Consider the following 17,438-nt stretch of genomic DNA (forward strand, 5'->3'; position numbering starts at 1 on the left):
ACCAGACTTCAAAATACTGCTGAATCCTGAATCCTGAATCCTGAATCCTGAATCCTGAATCCTGAATCCTGAATCCTGAATCCTGAATCATTTAACGATATTAGATGTAAGATATTTCCTACTTTGTTGCACGAAAGCGGCTTTTTGTTCTTGGTAATCTCCTGGATTAAAAATCTAATCTATTGAATCAATTAGTTTTTTATAATTATTACAAAGTGGTTACAGTTAGTTATTGAATTTAAATGCTTTTGCTTTGATCTAGATTAATTACACTAAAGATATTGAAAGGCTAGGGAGAGGCTGACAAATGGAACATTTCGAACAAGATATTAAAGGTATAGAAGAAAATAGAATTCGCTTTTATACCGCCTGCCTAGAAACATTTTCTCAATTTGATTATAACGATCCTTATTTAGAGCAGATCAAGCAAGACATTGAACGTCTCAAAAACAAGTCTTGCCAAAAAGATTAATGTACAGCGAGTTTGGGGACTCGTTTCAGCCAAGGCTCACGCCTTGGCTTTTTTATTGCTAATTAGCTGTTTAACAGTAAATAATTGTAAAAATATGATGTGATAATCCTCTACTTTATTGATTTATATATAATTGGATTTGATCTTGTTTGCTGGACAATAAACTAATAATTCCATATGTTAGTGAGTTAAATATACTCTAGGGAATTATCATGATTAAAAAAGCACTCGCACTTGCTGTGTGCACAGCGTTAGTTGGCTGTGGCGCTGAAAAAGAAGAATCGGTTCAGGTTGATACGAAAGCTGAGCAAACGGTAACACAAGCAGCTTTGACTTATCCTGAAACTAAAAAGGGTGAAGTTGTAGATACTTACTTCGATACGCAAGTTGCTGATCCATACCGTTGGTTAGAAGATGATATGAGCGACGAGACAGCACAGTGGGTTAAAACGCAAAACAAAGTAACGTTTGATTACCTTGCTCAAATTCCTTACCGCGACAAGCTAAAAGAGCGTTTAACTAAGTTAATGGACTACGAAAAAGTAAGTGCGCCATTTAAAGAAGGCAAATACACTTATTTTTACAAAAATGATGGCTTACAAAACCAATATGTTATTTATCGCCAAGTTGAAGGTGGTGAGCCGGAAGTATTCTTAGATCCAAACACATTCAGTGACGATGGTACAACTTCTTTAGCGGGTATTACTTTCTCTAAAGATGGTTCATTAGCAGCATATCAAATCTCTGAAGGCGGCAGTGACTGGCGCAAAGTTATTATTATTGATGTTGAAACTAAGAAGCAAATTGAAGACACCTTAGTTGACGTTAAATTCAGCGGCCTGTCATGGGTTGGTAATGAAGGCTTTTATTACTCAAGTTACGATAAGCCAGAAGGCAGTGAGCTGTCAGCGAAAACAGACCAGCACAAACTTTACTTCCATAAGTTAGGCACAAAGCAAGCTGACGACAAAGTTGTATTTGGTGGTACAGATACACAGAAGCATCGTTATGTTGGTGGTTATGTAACTGAAGACGATAAATACTTATTGATTTCAGCTGCAGTATCAACGTCGGGCAACAAGCTTTTCATTAAAGATTTATCTAAACCTGATAGCAAGTTAGAAACCATTTTAGACCACACTAACTCAGATACTCAGGTTATTGAGAACGAAGGCTCTAAACTTTATTTAGTAACTAACCTAGATGCACCAAATAAGCGCATTGTAACGGTTGATGCTGCTAAGCCAACACCAGATAACTGGAAGGACTTAATCCCTGAAACTGAAAACGTGTTAAACGTTTCAACGGGTGGTGGCTACATTTTTGCACGCTACATGGTTGATGCAATTTCTAAAGTACAGCAATACGACAAGAGCGGTAAGCTTGTTCGTGATATCGAACTACCAGGCGTAGGTACTGCAGGTGGTTTTGGCGGCGAGAAAGAAGATAAAGAGCTGTACTATTCATTCACTAACTATAAAACACCAGGCACAACATTTAAATTTAATGTAGAGACTGGTAAGAGCGAAGTGTACCGCAAGTCAGGTGCAGACTTCGATCCTGCGCAATTTGAATCTAAGCAAGTATTCTATAAGTCAAAAGATGGTACAGAAGTACCGATGATCTTAACATATAAGAAAGGCTTAAAGCTTGATGGTTCTAACCCAACTATTTTGTACGGTTACGGTGGTTTTAATGTAAGTTTAACACCACGCTTTAGCCCAACGCGCGCGGCATGGTTAGAGCAAGGTGGTATTTACGCGGTTGCGAACCTTCGTGGTGGCGGTGAATACGGTAAGAAATGGCACAAAGCGGGTACGCAACTACAAAAGCAAAATGTATTTGATGACTTTATTGCTGCTGCTGAGTATCTAATTGCTGAAAATTACACATCGAGCGAAAAGCTAGCGGTAAATGGTGGCTCTAATGGTGGTCTACTTGTAGGTGCAGTTATGACACAACGCCCTGAGCTATTTAAAGTTGCGTTACCAGCAGTAGGTGTATTAGACATGCTTCGTTACCACACATTCACAGCGGGTGCTGGTTGGGCGTATGACTATGGTACAGCAGAACAAAGCAAAGAAATGTTCGAGTACCTAAAAGCCTATTCACCTGTTCATAATGTGAAAGAGGGTGTTGAATACCCAGCTACTATGGTAACAACAGGCGATCATGATGACCGCGTAGTGCCAGCGCACTCATTTAAGTTTGCAGCTGAGCTTCAAGACAAGCAAGCAGGTGCTAACCCTACACTTATCCGTATTGAAACTAATGCAGGTCACGGTGCAGGTACGCCTACAAGCAAAATTATTGAACAATATGCTGATATTTATGGCTTTACACTTTACAACATGGGTGTGAAAAAACTGTAATCAGGACTATTATTGATATACGAAAAAGCGCAAACTTGTTTTGCGCTTTTTTTTGCATAAAACTCAGAATTCTTTGGCTTAGATCATTGCCACCTATGGCTTGCTAATTTAGACTTCTATACATCTAACGAATTAGGACTTATCCATGTTTGCATTACCTGAAATAAACCTCCAAGGCAAAGTGTCAGATGAAGAATGGCAGTTACGAGTCGATCTTGCTGCTTGTTATCGTTTAGCTCATTACTACGGTTGGGACGATACTATTTATACCCATATTTCAGCTCGCTTACCTGGTAAAGATGAATACCTAGTAAATGCGTTTGGTTTAACCTTTGATGAGATTACGGCATCAAATCTAGTAAAAGTGAACCTACAAGGTAAAACTCTTGATGATTCACCGTTTGAGATTAACCCTGCAGGTTTTACCATTCACAGCGCAATTCACGAAGTGCGTCACGATGCGCAATGTGTTATTCACTTGCATACCAACGAAACTATTGTGGTTTCAAGCTTAGAGGGCGGCTTAAAGCCAATTTCACAGCATGCAATGTTCCCACTGAGTAATATTGCTTACCACGGTTACGAAGGCCTCGCGGTAAATGCTGAAGAAAAAGCTCGCCTGCAGGCCGATTTAGGTAATGCGCATACGTTAATGTTGCCTAATCATGGGGCATTAACCTTAGGTCCTTCGATTGGTGAAGCTTTTATGCGTTGGGCTGATTTACAACGTGCCTGTGAAATTCAAGTGATGGCACTTTCAACTAGTCAGCCTCTTATTGCCATTGATCAGAAAATTCTAGATACGGTAAAAGATCAGCAAAACAAAGTGCACACAGGTAGTACAGGTGGTCAAAAATCTTGGCCAGCAATGCGTCGTTTAGCGTATCGTATCGATCCTAGCTTTACAGAATAATTCGCAAACAAACATTAAAGTACTTCCAGGTTTGAAGTACTTTTTTAAATCTCTAAACCTTTGCAAAGTGCAAAGTGCAAAGTAAAAATTAAACGTTTGGCAACAATAATTAGGAGCCCAACAAATATGAAAGTAACTCGCGTCGAAGTGTTTGATACCCATTGCCCTGAGCGTCCGCAATGGAACCCCGTTTTTGTTCGTATTCATACGGACGAAGGAATTTCAGGTGTTGGTGAAGCAGGTCTTGCTTATGATTTAGGCCACAGTGCAGCAGCAAATATGATTAAAGAATTTGCTGAAGCGTTTTTAATAGGTTTTGACCCTTTCCAAACTGAAAAATTATGGTCGCGTATGCTGCGCGAAAGCTTTTGGGGTTTAGGTGGAGGCCCAGTAGTGTATGCTGCGATGAGTGCGATTGATACTGCACTTTGGGACATCAAAGGTAAAGCCCTTAACTTACCTGTTTATCAACTACTAGGCGGTAAGGTAAATGACAAACTTCGCACTTATGCATCGCAATTACAGTTTGACTGGGATGATGAGTTTAAAGCGCTAGTACAACCGCAAGAATACGCAGAAGCCGCATTAAAAGCGATTGCTGAAGGTTATGATGCGGTTAAAGTTGACCCAATTCAATACGATAAAGATGGCAATACGTATTATGACCGTACGAAAATTATTTCACGTGGCGAAATGAAGCTTTATCGCGCACGTATGGCGGCTATTCGTGAAGCGGTTGGCGATGAAGTGGATATCATTTTTGAATGCCATAGCTTACCAGGTGCAACAACGGCAATTCAGCTAGGTGAAATTGCTGAAGAGTTTGATTGCATGTATTACGAAGAGCCAGTGAACTACTTAAATCACTCGCTGCACGCTAAAGTAGCCGACAAAGTAGCGGTTCCTATTGCCGGTGGCGAACGTTTATATAATCGTTGGGGTGTACGACCATACCTTGAAGATCAAAGTGTTGATGTATTACAACCTGATATTGGTTTGTGCGGTGGTTTTACCGAAACCAAAAAAGTGTGTGATTACGCAGATATTTTTGATGTGCGTATTCAAGCGCATGTATGCGGCGGCCCTGTTGCAACTGCGGCATCACTGCACCTTGAAACAGCCATTCCTAACTTTTTAATTCATGAGCATCATACCTATGCAATTAAAAAGTGGAACCGCGAATTATGCATTCAAGATCCGCAGCCAAAAAATGGTTTCTTCGAAGTATCAGAAGCGTCAGGTATTGGCATTGATCTAAACGATGACGTAATTATGAAATCGCCACGTATAGAGATTAAATAAAACTGTAAACTAAGCTCACTATAATCAGGAATACCTAGTTGTTAGATTGGCGTTTTTACAATGCTAAACCAACCTAAAGTATTCCTGATTAATCTTGATAAAAGCACCGAGCGCCTTAAAAAAAGCAGTGAGCAATTAGCGGCGCAAAATATTCAATTTGAACGAATCTCTGCCATTGACGGCACAAAATTTACAAACGCTGAAATTCAAGCCCATTATTCATCTCAATTAAATTCAAAACAGTATTACCGCAATCTTGGCTATGGTGAGATTGGCTGCTTTTTAAGTCATCGCTTGGCGTGGCAAAAAATTGTTGAGCAAAAGCTGCCATATGCAATTGTATTAGAAGATGACTTTCAGCTAGCGGGTGATCTCAGCGCTGTATTTAGCACCATCGAATCGCTAACATTTGATTGGCAACTATTAAAACTTGCCGCTTATCAAAATCGTACCCGACCTATCAAAGCAACAAAACAAGTAAATGAGCAATTTGAGCTAGTACTTCATAAGAAGCCGCTAACAGGTTGTTGTGCGCAAGCGATTGCTTCTCATGCGGCCAAACAACTTTTAGCGATTACCGAGCAATTTGGTTGCCCTGTTGATACGCAAATTCAGCGCACATGGCAAACGGGCGTATCGGTTTATTCGCTTATGCCTTTTCTGATTGAGCAAGATGGTAAAGTGGGCAGCGAAATTACCGCAGCATGTCAAAACCAAGTAATTAAAAAGCACTTTTTTAAACGAAAGTACCAACAATTAACGGATGGGATTAACCATTACAAGCAAACCAAAACTGCGTTATCAGAACTAATATAATGATTCAATTAGGTTTAAGTTAGCCCTACATAAAACTACATTTCTATAATATTGTCATGTTGCAAAAAGGTTTCTAATCAGTTTCAAGACATGATGAAAAGTATAGGAAATGTTATGAAAAAAGTTGCGTTACCTTTCGCACTTGCAGGCTTGGCAGTATTTAATATGCCAGTTGTTGCTGCAGAGAAAGTCAATTTAGTTAAGCCAAAATCATTTAACCAAAACACACCTCGTATTATTAACGGTAAGCCTGCAACTCAAGGTGATTACCCGTTTATGACCTCACTTATTTCAGCACAGGCTGAAGGTATCTCGCCATTTTGTGGTGCGTCATTTATTGGTGGTCGATACGTACTAACTGCATCGCATTGTATTGAAGGTTCTGCCGCTGAAAACATGCACGTTTGGATTGGCGGGTATGACACAACTAAACCTGAGTCTGGTAAGCGTGTTAGTGTTGCTCAAATTTATGAACATGAAAACTACGGTGACATAGGTCTTAATAACGATATTGCAATTATTGAGCTTACAGAAGAAGTAACGGGCGTTACGCCAATCAAGTTAATGACCCCAGAGATTGAAGCGATTTTAAAAGATGGCTCTGAATTGACTGTTATGGGCTGGGGTAATATGAACCCTAACAGTGAAACTGCTCCAGAGTATCCAGAAATTTTACAAGAAGTAAAAGTGCCACTTTATAACCGTGAACAATGTATTGCCGATTACACACAAGACGGTGAAACGGGCATTACGGATAATATGATCTGTGTCGGCTTTGTTGAGGGTGGCAAAGATTCGTGTCAAGGTGATAGTGGCGGCCCGCTTATCTTTAAACATGAAGAACAATGGTATCAAGCAGGTGTTGTAAGTTTTGGTAATGGTTGTGCAGCTCCAAATGCACCAGGTGTATATGCACGTGTTGCAAACTATAACGATTGGGTTGAAGCGAAAAAGTCAGGCGTTTCATACAAACAAATAAACCGCCAAGGTTTTGTTGAGCAAACTTTCAACGAGCAAGCGACATTTAATATTAAAAACGTTGGCAACGATAACTTTACGGTGACCAATGCCGCTGTTGTTGGCGCAGAAGGAGTTGAACTTGCTGAAGTTGAACAAAACTTATGTGACGGAAAAACACTATCGCTCGATCAAAGCTGTGATATCAAAGTACGTGTTAAAACAAATGCACCGGGCAATGCGGGTTTTGCATTAAGAGTAAGCACAAATGATGCCGTTAACAAAGAAGCAATCATTTTCTACGGCGCGAATGTACTTGAGCAAGAGTCTGCGAATATGAATGAAATTGTTGGTAGCAATAATGATCGCGTTAAATGGTGGAGTGGTGGTGATTTAGCGTGGCAAGCGCAAACAAATAAAGCATCGCAAGGTGACTCTGCAATGGCAAGCGGCGATATCACTCACTTTCAACAAAGTGTTTTACTTGCAACGATTGATAACGACCGAGTTGAGAAGTTTAACTTTAAGCACTTAGTATCGTCAGAGACTGATTGGGACTTTTTAACGGTTCGTCACAACAATCAAGTCATTTTACGAGCATCCGGTGTTGATAATACAGAATTCACAGCACAAGAAGTTACGTTAACAGAAGGTGTGGATCGTATCGCGATTATTTATGCCAAGGACGAAACGGACCTTGATGAGGTAGGTGACGATAAAGCATTTATTGACGAAGTGTCGACAGTGCTTAAAAATACCGCGCCACAAAGCAAAGTTAAACAAGCCACAATAACAGTGGAAGAGGCGAAAGGTTTTGTACTTGATGCTAGTGACAGCAGTGATGCAGAGGGCGACTCACTAACTTATAAGTGGGAAGTGACCGAAGGAACAATTGCCATTGCCGATGCGACAAAAGCCGTTATCAACCTTACGGCGCCAGCATACAAAGATGCTAAATCACTTACATTTAAAGTAACAGTGACTGACCAATTTGGTGCAAATAGCAGTAAAACGGTTCAGGTTACAATTAATAAAAAGCCTAAGCGTAGTAGCGGTAGCACAGGTATTATGTTGTTATTAGCTGGTTTTGCTTTCGCAGCACGTCGAAAATTAGCGTAAACATTTAAACTTGGAGAAGCCAGCTAGATTAGCTGGCTTGACTATATTATGAAGCAATTACATATCACTCTTTCTGCATTATTAATGACGCTATTTACATCAGCCTGTAGTAGTACGGCATTATCTGAAACAATGACTGAACAAGAGCTCAATAATCTAGAAAAAATATACAGCTTTAATGCCAAAGCAGAGTATATTTCGTTTGTGGTAAAATCTACTGGTTGCACAAGCAAAGACGATTTTGAGTTATTACAGCAAGAAGCTAAAGGTATTTACGAGTTTGCGCTAAAGCGCAATAAAGCAGACCTTTGTCGTGCGATGCCAAGAGCATATCCTGTAACTTTTAAGTTACCTGAGGCGATAGACTCAATTGACTTAATTAAAGTTTTAAATCCGCGCTATGATAATGAGGCGCAAAAAGCAGCTAAACGCGCGCGTAAGCAAGGATAGCATTAGACTAATTTAAATTGGTATTTCACCCTGCTGGTATCGTTAGGAGATCATTTGCAGACGTTATTTTTACGTATTTATGGTTCGGTTATTTTAGCAGTAAGCTTGGTCTTACTGCTTTCCTACCTTGTATTTTCTTCGGTGAACCAACACCGTTACCAGCAGCATTTGGCTGAGCAACTATCTGGTACCTTATACCTTTTAAAGCAGGGCATTAATCGACAAACTAACACTGCAAACCGTGAACGTTGGCTCGAGTTAGTTGCATCGCTTATGAATGTATCGCTTAGTTTAGTCGATAAACCACCGAATCTAAATAAAGTCAGTATCTCTACCAATGTTCAAGCCAACAATGGCTACATTGTTGAATACCCAATTAACGATACTCATTTATTAACCATGCATTTAAATGGCGTGAGTGAGCAAATTGCCACTGGCACAGCATTTTTATTACTTAACGAAATTGGTTTATACAGTGCGCAACAGCGCCAAGCTGCATTTGATGTCATCAGCAATCAATTTCACTACCCGATTAACCGGGTTAATGAGGCTAGCCAATTGCTCGATAGTGAACAATTAGAGCGTTTAGCACGTGGCGAAATGGTCATTGTTTGGCAAACTGAATTTGATAGCAGCTTGTCGTTTGATATTTATGCGCCTTGGGGTAACTCTCAAGATTTACTTAAATTAGGCACAATCAAAGTATTTGAGCAATATCCCCACTGGCTGTTAATCTCAGGATTTATTGCCGTGCTGAGTGTATTAGCCGTGGTGATATTATTCATTATCCGTTTGTTAGTTAAGCGATTAACTTATATTCAAGATAAAGTAGATGCTATCGAACCTGAGTTAATACAAGCAGAAGAAATACCACAAAACCTTGATGTGATTAACCAGTTAACTTGGAAAATCGATCAAATGGCACTGCGGATCACACGTTTAATTGAGCAAAAACACCAAATGTTGCGTGCTGTATCCCATGACTTACGAACCCCTTTATCAAAAGCGCAATTTAGGCTCGAAACATTAAATATTCAATTAGGTGTCGATAACGCCTTAATAGCGCAAACTAAAGCTGACCTAAATCAGCTTAACTTATTAATAAGCGACTTACTTAGCTATGAAAAGCTTACTGATAACAAAGCAATAGTTAAAGAAAATGTCGCGCTAAATTCGTTTGTGCTCGCGATTGTGCAAGGAATGCAAATAGTCTTTCCTCACATTGAATTCACCTTTCAAGCACAGCAAGAGTGTGCGCTCAAAATCAATAAACAGCTTTTTACACGCATGCTCGAAAATTTACTTAATAATGCCGCGCGCTTTGCAAAAGAATCGGTAACGGTTCAACTAACAAATCATCAGCAAAATATCGTGTTAGATGTAATTGATGATGGCCCCGGTGTTGATGAGCAAAGTAAACAGCATATCTTTGAGCCGTTTTACCAACAAGATCAAAGCCGCAGTAATAAAACTTCCGGGTATGGATTGGGTTTGGCCATCGTACAGCAAATTGCCTCACAACATGATGCCGATATCAGCTTGATTGATACGCAAGTGGGCGCTCACTTTAGCATTCACTTCCAGCTTAAAGGGAGTGAATAATGAGAACGCTATTTTTCCTTTTCTGTCTGCTTAATGCATCTTTCGTATTTGCTGCGCAACCGCCTAAAAAAGAGCCGGAAAATACACCGAGTAACAAAGCGCTTAAACCACAAAGCGACAGTAAAAATGCAATTGACTGGGGTGATTGGGATAAAAAATTTCAACCTCAACAGCGTTATGGTGTTGGCATTAAAGGCAAATTACAAAATGCGATCAGTGAGTTAGATAAAAGTAACTTACTTAATGATACAAGCGGTGTATCAAGTACGCCGAAAACGCCCACTGATAAAAATAAAAAGCGAAAAGACATCAAGAAAATGAAGCAAGAACTCAAGGCGCTTGAAGAAAAAGTAAAACAAGAGATTGAAAGCGATGAAGACTATTAAATTATTTAAGTTTGCGATTGCTCACCTATTATTGGCACAGATAATTAATCCGTGTTTTGCAAACGATAAAAATCAAGGGCTTAGTGCGTTCGAGCAAGCAATGCTGCACAATGAGCGCGGTGAATGGCTTGAAGCTGAAACACTGCTTAGCTATCAATTATCGCAAAATCCGATGCAGCATCGCGTGCGTTTAGAATTGGCATTAACGCAAATGCAATTGGGCAAATTTGACGTGGCAAAAGAGCATTTATTAAGTTTAAAACAAGTAACTGAATTGCCCGAAAACGTACGCTTTAATATCGATATTATGCTTAACGAGATTAACGCTAAATCGCAGCTTACCGAGGTTGAACCATCACAAAGCCAATGGGGACTTATTGGCACACTTGCTACCGGATACGATGACAACGTTCGCTTTAGCTTTGGAGACTATTTTTTAGATGATGATCCATACTTAGATAGTTTTTACTTTGTATTACCTAATGGCAAAGAATATTTTATTTCTCAAAAAGGCTATTTGTATAGTTTGGATGGCGAAATTGTAATGCCTGAAGAACTCGGTATAGACATTTCCCCATTTCTTGAAAAGCCAAATTCAATGTTTGTTGAATCGGCGGCCATCATAAATTACAGCTATTTAGGCGAGCAGGTAAGTTGGAAAAACAATCTGCTGATCCGTAATATCGATAATGCTGATTTTAGTGATTACGATAAACTGTTATTTAAACTTGATTCCGAACTAGCATGGCCGCTAGCAAGTGATAAAGAAATCGCCTTGCAATTTGAACAGCGAAATCAGTTTAGAGGTGGCGAGCCACAAATTACGTCGAGCGCATTAACATTAGGCTACCGTCTATTTTCAAAAAGTAGTGAGTGGTACATGTATGGCCAGTATATGGACAGAAGTTTTAAAACCATAGAAGTGCAGTTTGGGGACTTTTCATATACCAATTATGGTTTTGATAATAAGTCTTGGGCGGCTGGTGTTGAATGGAATAAACTTTTTTACAACAATCAATTGTTAGCTAAAGTACAATTTGAATTAAAGAGCAATGACGCAAGCGATGGGCTTAATTATTTAGGCGCTATTTTAAAAACTGCGTTAGTTTATCAGTTAGATGATAAATGGAGTGTTGCGGGTTATGCGAATTTTTTTCAGCAAGATTACAGTAAAAGTGATTTAGTCGAAGCTTACGGGTTGGATGAAAATAGCGAACTGGCAACCATTGATAAAAGCTTACGTATTGGTTCTAAAGTTGATTATCAAATTAATCAACAGCTCTCAGTATTTGTTTCAGCAGATTGGGGCGAGCGCTCGTCAGATATTTACTGGGGTGTGCAAAGTAATACAGTGCGAGCAAAGCTAGGGTTTAACTTCGAATTTTAAAGTGGCATTAAATGGAAAAATATAATCTGATAATTGTTGAAGATGATGCGGAGTTGGCGAGTTTAACACAGTCGTTTTTTCAGCAGTTCGAGTTTAATTGTACTGTGATAAGCGAAGGACAAACCGCAGTACAACAGATTATTGCCGAGCAACCAGATTTAGTATTACTGGATTTAATGCTGCCAGATATCGATGGTATGCAAGTATTCCAACAAATAAAACCAGCTTACACTGGTAAAGTAGCTATGTTAACTGCGCGAGGTGACACCATTGATCAGGTGCTAGGTTTAGAATTTGGTGCTGACGACTATATTTCTAAGCCAATCGAGCCGCGTTTATTATTAGCAAAGTGTCGCGCCTTATTGCGCCGAGAAGTGGGTGTTGAAGTAACGAAAGAGCAGGGCATTTCATTTAACGATATCACTATCAATAAGCATAAGCGTGAAGTTAAAAAGGGGAATTGCGTATTGGAATTCGCGGCTCCTGAGTATGATTTATTGCTTTTGCTGGTGGAGCATAGTGGTGAAGTAATAACGCGAGATACTATCTTCAAAACGCTTTGGGGCATTGATTATGATGGTCAAAATCGCCAAGTAGATATTTATATTTCATCAATTCGCAGTAAGTTAGAAAGCGACCCAAATCAGCCAAGCATAATTAAAACTGTGCGTTCTAAAGGCTATTTATTTACTGGATAATTTCATTTGATGTGAAAACCAAAAGGGTATCAAGTGATACCCTTTTTTGTTTTTCGATTATCGTCAGGACGACTTCCCACTCAGCTCTTAACGCATTGTCACAAATTCTTCTGAACCAGTAGGGTGTATCGCCACAACTGAATCAAAATCAGCCTTTGTTGCACCCATCTTCATGGCAACACCAAAACCTTGGATCATTTCATCAACAGCAAAACCAATGCCGTGCAAACCAACAATTTTCTCGTTAGGGCCTTGGCACACTAGTTTCATTTTACATGGTTGGCGGTGCTGCGTTACTGCGGTATACATTGCGGTAAAGCTTGATGTGTATACTTTAATGTCATCATCACCAAACTGTTCACGGGCCTCTGTTTCAGTTAAACCTATGGTGCCAATTGGTGGGTGGCTAAATACTACTGTTGGTACTAAGTTGTAGTCCATTTTGGCATTTGGCATTTCAGGGTTAAACAAGCGCTCAGACAATAAACGGCCAGCTTTAACAGCCACAGGGGTAAGCTCAATACCGTTTTCAATAATATCACCTACGGCGTATACGCCTTGAGCTGAAGTATTTTGGAATTCATCCACTTTTACGTGGCCTGATTCTGTTAACTCAACACCAGCTGCTGCAATATTGATTTTATCGGTAGTTGGCTGACGACCAATCGCCCAAATAACTTGGTCAACATTAACGCTGTTACCATTTTCAAAATGCAGTGTTAACGAATCGTCTGACTCTTTAGTAACTTCTTTTGGCGTTGCGTTAGTGTGAAGAGTTGGGCCTTCTGACTCAATCACTTCCATTAAAGTATCAACAATAAGTGGGTCGAATGTACGAAGCGGTGTGTCACGGCGAACGCATAAATGCGTTTCAGTGCCTAAACCGTGCATTACGCCTGCGAGTTCAACAGCAATATAACCTGCACCTACTACTGCTACACGTTTAGGCTGCTCTTTTAATTCAAAAAAGCCATTTGAGTCGATACCGTATTCAGCACCTGGAATATTTGGAATGCTCGGGCGACCGCCAACAGCAACTAGAATATGGTCGGCAGTGTAGTGCTCACCATTTACTTCAATGGTTTTGTTATCTACAAATTTAGCGAAACCTTGAATTACGGTAACGCCATTTTTTGCTAGGTAATTATCATAGCCGTTGTGAATTCGGCCAATGTAAGCCTCGCGGCTTTCAAGTAATTTTGACCAATTAAACTCTTTTATTTCAACATCAAAACCATAGTCTGGTGCGTATAGTTTAATTGCTTCAGCAACTTGCGCGCCATGCCACATTACTTTTTTAGGAACACAGCCAACATTTACACATGTACCACCTAGCGGGCCTGCTTCTACTAGGGCGACGTTTGCACCGCGCATTGCTGCTCGGTTTGCTGATGCAATACCACCACTGCCACCGCCGATAGCGATATAATCAAAATGCTTTGCCATTTGAAGTTCCTTAATTTTTTAAATCTTTGTTTTATCAGATATAGGTATTCTAACCGATAACACAATAGCCTAACTTGCAATTTTTATCGATTGCCCCAATCTAAATTAACAATGACAAATTAATAAGAAGCGTTTTATGACTAATCCATTAATTGGCCTTGAAGGGTTACCACCATTTTCACAAATTAAACCTGAGCACATTGTGCCTGCATTAAAACAGGGTATTGCGGATTGTAAGCAAACGATTGAGCAAGTATTAGCGCAAGAGTCGTATACTTGGGATAACTTTATTGTGCCATTGGATGAAGTAGACGATAAATTAACGCGACTTTGGTCACCAGTTTCGCATATGCATTCAGTGGTAAACAGCGAAGAACTACGCGCTGCTTATGATGAGTGTTTACCGCTTATCTCTGAATACTCTACTTTTGTAGGTCAACATCAGGGGCTTTTTTTAGCAACAAAAGCGATTGCAGAAAGCGATGAGTTTGCAAACCTATCTGAGGCACAGCAAAAAGCGATTAATAATAGCTTACGTGATTTTAAACTTTCAGGCATTGCATTGCCTGAAGAAAAACAAAAACGTTACGGCGAGATTGTTGCTCGTCTTTCTGAGCTTGCAGCTAAGTTTGGCAATAATGTGATGGATGCTACGCTTGCTTGGCAAAAACATATTACAGATGAAGCGGATTTAGCGGGTTTACCAGAATCAGCTATCGCTCTTGCAAAACACACAGCTGAAAGTAAAGAGCTAGAAGGCTGGTTATTTACGCTAGATTTCCCATCGTATTTACCTGTTATGACCCATGCGGATAACCGTAAATTACGTAAAGAAACTTATATTGCATTTAGCACCAGAGCATCTGATCAAGGGCCTAATGCCGTTGAGTTTGATAACAGCGCTATTATGGCCGAAGAGCTTGCGCTTAGACATGAGCTGGCGCAATTACTCGATTTTGAAAACTTTGCTGATAAATCACTGGCAACCAAAATGGCAGAATCGCCACAACAAGTTTTCGACTTTTTAAATGATCTTGCAGCAAAATCAAAACCACAAGCACAAACAGAGCTTGCTGAACTGACGGCCTACGCAAACGAAAAACACGGTATTAGCAAGTTAGAAGCCTGGGATTACACCTATTACAGTGAAAAGCTAAAACAGGAAAAATACGCCATTTCAGATGAAATTTTGCGCCCATACTTCCCTGAAAACAAAGTGCTAAGTGGTTTGTTTGAAACCGTAAACCGTTTATTTGGTATTACGGTTAAAGAAGTACAAGGTGTTGATACTTGGCATAAAGATGTTCGCTTTTTTGAAATTTTTGATAGCAGCGGCGCGAAACGCGGTTCATTCTATTTAGACTTATATGCGCGCGACCATAAGCGCGGTGGCGCGTGGATGGACGACTGTATTGGCCGTAAAGTGCGTGCTAATGGTGACGTACAATTGCCTGTGGCTTATTTGGTATGTAACTTCAATAAACCGGTTGGTGACAAACCAGCGTTATTTACACACTACGAAGTAACCACTCTATTCCATGAATTTGGTCATGGTATTCACCACATGCTAACGCAAGTAGATGTGGGTGCTGTTTCGGGCATAAATGGTGTGGCGTGGGATGCGGTTGAATTACCAAGTCAATTTTTAGAAAACTGGTGTTATGAAGAAGATGCACTTGCCTTTATTTCGGGTCACTATGAAACAGGTGAGCCGCTTCCTAAGGATTTACTTGAAAAATTACTCGCGGCTAAAAACTATCAATCAGCAATGATGATGATTCGTCAATTAGAGTTCTCATTATTTGATTTTCATATTCATGCAGATTACAACCCAGCAAATGGCGATGAAATCCAAACGATTTTAAATAAGGTGCGTGACCAAGTATCAGTTGTTAAAGCGCCGGAGTTTAATCGTTTTCAACATGGCTTTAGTCATATTTTTGCTGGTGGTTACTCAGCAGGATATTATTCATATAAATGGGCTGAAGTACTTTCAGCTGATGCGTTCTCTCGTTTTGAAGAAGAAGGCATTTTTAATGCAACAACAGGCCAATCATTCTTAAATAATGTATTAGAAATGGGCGGTTCAAAAGAGCCTATGGAACTATTTGTTGCATTTAGAGGGCGAGAGCCAAATGTGGATGCCTTGCTGCGCCATAGCGGTATTCAATAAAATCTAACCAGAATCTAATAAGCCGCTAAAATTTAGCGGCTTTTTTTATGCATTTGATTTGGTTAAGTCTATGCTTAATTTTAGCTAATAAATAATATAGGTTTAGGCATGTTAACCAGTGTACTTGCTATTGATGATGACAAGCTAATCCACCAAATAATCGAAAAAACGCTCACCGATAATAACCAAGTAAGTCATGCATATAATGGTGAAGAGGGCATTAAAATGGCAAGGGATACTCATCCCGATATCATTTTGCTCGATGTTGAAATGCCAGGTATTAATGGGTTTGAAGTATGTAGCAAGTTAAAACAACAACGTGCTACGCAAGATATTCCAATCATGTTCTTATCGTCGCGGAGCTCTCTTGAAGAGCGCATCAAAGGCTATAATTCTGGTGCAGATGATTACATCGTTAAACCATTTGAAACAGAAGAGTTATTAGCGCGCATTAAAGTACTTCACCAATATAAAAAGCAATCACAATCATTAAAGCAAGATATAGAACAAGCGCAAAATACCGCTGCAATCGCAATGACTGATTACAGCGATATGGGGCGCGCTATGCGGTATGTAAGTCAAACTTATGGTGTTAAGTCACTAACTCGCCTTTCTGAGTGTTTATTTGAATTTTTTTCACCGCTTAATTTAAATGTTGTCACAGCGTTTTGGTTTGAAAGTGGTAATGAGTTTTTCTCCAACAATAGTGCAGTATGCCCTCTTGAAAAGGAGCTGATGCTAAACGCAAAAGAAGGTGAGCGGTTTATCGACTTTGGTTCGCGCACAATTATTAATTACCCGAATGTCTCTTTGTTAGTAAAAAATATGCCTGTGGATGATGCGCCACTGTATGGTCGTTATAAAGATTTGTTTCCACATATTTTGGAAGCAACAAACGCCAAGCTTGGTACACTCGAATTGCATAATCAGTTATCGGAGCAAGCGCAACAAATCACTAAAACGTTTGAACTGGTAGACAGTACACTGCGTGCACAGCTACAAAGCTTGTATAACAATAGTAAAGTGTCGGTTGAATTGATAGAAACCTTATATCAGCGCTTTTGTGATACTGTGCCGCGCTTGGCGTTAGAGTCAGATCAAGAAGAGTATATTTTAGGCTCAGTGGAAGAGACTGTCGAAAGTTTGCGCCATCACTTAACGGTTGGTGATGAAATTCAAAGCTCATTTAATGAAGTGATGACATACCTTGATCACATTATGAAAGAGCGTGAAAAAATACTTGAAAGACTCGAACAAGAACAACAAAGAGAAGAAATTAACGAAATTACGTCGCAGGACGATATTGAGCTATTTTAACAAGTTTGCATTATTCGCGTATAAAAAT

The 17,438-nt window shown here is 39.7% G+C and carries 14 protein-coding genes; 13 read left to right on the forward strand and 1 reads right to left on the reverse strand.

The features are described from left to right. Positions 1-307: 307 nt before the first annotated feature. The 11 genes from AN214_RS22675 to AN214_RS09515 all read left to right on the forward strand — a co-directional run bounded on the left by AN214_RS22675 (position 308) and on the right by AN214_RS09515 (position 12,474). The gene (locus AN214_RS22675) at positions 308-472 is read left to right on the forward strand and encodes a hypothetical protein (RefSeq protein WP_158523446.1); all 165 of its coding nucleotides are present in this window, start codon (positions 308-310) and stop codon (positions 470-472) included. Between the two features lie 329 nt (positions 473-801). Beyond that, a complete protein-coding gene (locus AN214_RS09470) occupies positions 802-2,844 on the forward strand; it encodes a prolyl oligopeptidase family serine peptidase (protein WP_408002959.1) in 2,043 nt (680 codons plus the stop codon). A gap of 145 nt (positions 2,845-2,989) precedes the next feature. Then, positions 2,990-3,757: a class II aldolase/adducin family protein gene (locus AN214_RS09475; protein ID WP_054979513.1), complete on the forward strand. Its 768-nt coding sequence runs from the start codon at positions 2,990-2,992 to the stop codon at positions 3,755-3,757. A 126-nt stretch (positions 3,758-3,883) separates the two neighbouring features. Further along, entirely contained in the window at positions 3,884-5,059 is a 1,176-nt protein-coding gene (locus tag AN214_RS09480; RefSeq protein WP_054979514.1) for a mandelate racemase/muconate lactonizing enzyme family protein, read from the forward strand. Between the two features lie 60 nt (positions 5,060-5,119). After that, positions 5,120-5,875, forward strand: coding sequence for a glycosyltransferase family 25 protein (locus AN214_RS09485; RefSeq protein ID WP_054979515.1), 756 nt, complete (start codon positions 5,120-5,122; stop codon positions 5,873-5,875). 114 nt (positions 5,876-5,989) lie between these two features. After that, positions 5,990-7,951 carry a serine protease gene (locus AN214_RS09490; protein WP_054979516.1) on the forward strand — a complete coding sequence of 654 codons (1,962 nt, stop codon included), beginning with the start codon at positions 5,990-5,992 and terminating at the stop codon, positions 7,949-7,951. 48 nt (positions 7,952-7,999) lie between these two features. After that, complete coding sequence (locus AN214_RS09495) at positions 8,000-8,401, forward strand: hypothetical protein (RefSeq protein ID WP_054979517.1); 402 nt, start codon at positions 8,000-8,002, stop codon at positions 8,399-8,401. Positions 8,402-8,455: 54 nt separating this feature from the next. Beyond that, on the forward strand, positions 8,456-10,003 hold the full coding sequence (locus tag AN214_RS09500; protein ID WP_054979518.1) for a cell wall metabolism sensor histidine kinase WalK: 1,548 nt from the start codon (positions 8,456-8,458) through the stop codon (positions 10,001-10,003). Then, positions 10,003-10,389 carry a hypothetical protein gene (locus AN214_RS09505; RefSeq protein WP_054979519.1) on the forward strand — a complete coding sequence of 129 codons (387 nt, stop codon included), beginning with the start codon at positions 10,003-10,005 and terminating at the stop codon, positions 10,387-10,389. The genes AN214_RS09500 and AN214_RS09505 overlap by 1 nt, the downstream gene beginning before the upstream one ends. Beyond that, entirely contained in the window at positions 10,376-11,776 is a 1,401-nt protein-coding gene (locus AN214_RS09510; RefSeq protein WP_054979520.1) for a hypothetical protein, read from the forward strand. Before AN214_RS09505 ends, AN214_RS09510 begins: the two co-directional genes overlap by 14 nt. A gap of 11 nt (positions 11,777-11,787) precedes the next feature. Further along, on the forward strand, positions 11,788-12,474 hold the full coding sequence (locus tag AN214_RS09515) for a response regulator transcription factor (protein WP_054979521.1): 687 nt from the start codon (positions 11,788-11,790) through the stop codon (positions 12,472-12,474). 87 nt (positions 12,475-12,561) lie between these two features. Here the strand turns inward: AN214_RS09515 and gorA are convergent, their stop codons facing one another. Beyond that, a complete protein-coding gene (gene gorA / locus AN214_RS09520) occupies positions 12,562-13,920 on the reverse strand; it encodes a glutathione-disulfide reductase (RefSeq protein ID WP_054979522.1) in 1,359 nt (452 codons plus the stop codon). Between the two features lie 136 nt (positions 13,921-14,056). Here gorA and prlC point away from each other — a divergent pair, with 136 nt between their 5' ends. Both prlC and AN214_RS09530 read left to right on the forward strand, forming a co-directional pair. Next, the gene (gene prlC, locus AN214_RS09525) at positions 14,057-16,093 is read left to right on the forward strand and encodes an oligopeptidase A (RefSeq protein ID WP_054979523.1); all 2,037 of its coding nucleotides are present in this window, start codon (positions 14,057-14,059) and stop codon (positions 16,091-16,093) included. A gap of 108 nt (positions 16,094-16,201) precedes the next feature. Continuing rightward, the gene (locus AN214_RS09530; protein ID WP_054979524.1) at positions 16,202-17,410 is read left to right on the forward strand and encodes a PleD family two-component system response regulator; all 1,209 of its coding nucleotides are present in this window, start codon (positions 16,202-16,204) and stop codon (positions 17,408-17,410) included. The last annotated feature ends 28 nt before the right edge of the window (positions 17,411-17,438 follow it).

The organism is Pseudoalteromonas sp. P1-9, assembly GCF_001399975.1.
Classification (GTDB): domain Bacteria; phylum Pseudomonadota; class Gammaproteobacteria; order Enterobacterales; family Alteromonadaceae; genus Pseudoalteromonas.